Source organism: Streptomyces humi, assembly GCF_001005085.2.
Classification (GTDB): Bacteria; Actinomycetota; Actinomycetes; order Streptomycetales; family Streptomycetaceae; genus Streptomyces; species Streptomyces humi.
This window is the reverse complement of the sequence record NZ_LBMU02000199.1, coordinates 1-627: the sequence shown is the minus strand read 5'-3', so window position 1 is coordinate 627 and position 627 is coordinate 1. Positions and strand designations below refer to the sequence as shown.

1 protein-coding gene is annotated in these 627 nt (G+C 75.0%); it reads right to left on the bottom strand.

The genetic code is table 11. From position 1 onward, the window contains the following. Positions 1-627 (bottom strand): lycopene cyclase family protein (locus AAW13_RS43895; RefSeq protein ID WP_240528945.1); only part of this gene is annotated, 627 nt, incomplete at both ends.

Sequence of the window (627 nt, the reverse complement as noted above, 5' to 3'; positions counted from 1 at the left end):
GCAGGGCGGCGGCCACCGCGCGTGTCTGCCGCTGCACGGCGCTGAAGGTGTATCCGGTCGCCGGACGGGTGGCCCCGGCCGCGGCCCCGATCCGGAACACCGACGCGGCGGTCCGCCGCGGGAAGTCCGCGTCCGTCATCGGGATGACACCCTGTTCGCACTCCAGCACCTCGTGGTCGCCGGCGCCCAGGACACCGTGCAGGTAGTGCCGCAGCGCGCGGTCGTAGGCGTCCCGGCCGAGCGGGCCGCGGGAGAACTCGGTGTACTCCACCAGCGCCTCGCGCGGACCCGTCGGCAGCACGTAACCGAAGGACAGACCGTGGGCGGGCTGCGGGGTGCGGAAGTCCATCAGCTCCACGGCACCGGGATCGAACACCGGGTGGCTGGTGCGTACGAACCAGCCCCGGAAATGCTGGAGCATGGTCGTGCGCGCCGGGGGCAGCCGCTCGGGCGGCCGTGAGTCGAACACCCAGCGGGCGCGTACCGTCACCCGGCTCCCGTCGGCCCGGCGGGCGTGCACCACCGCCCCGCCTGCCGCGGACTCCACCCGCTCGGCGACGGCCTCCACGGTCGTCACCCACGGACTGCCCGCGAGCACCTGGCCGGCCAGGTCCTCCAGCGCGTCGG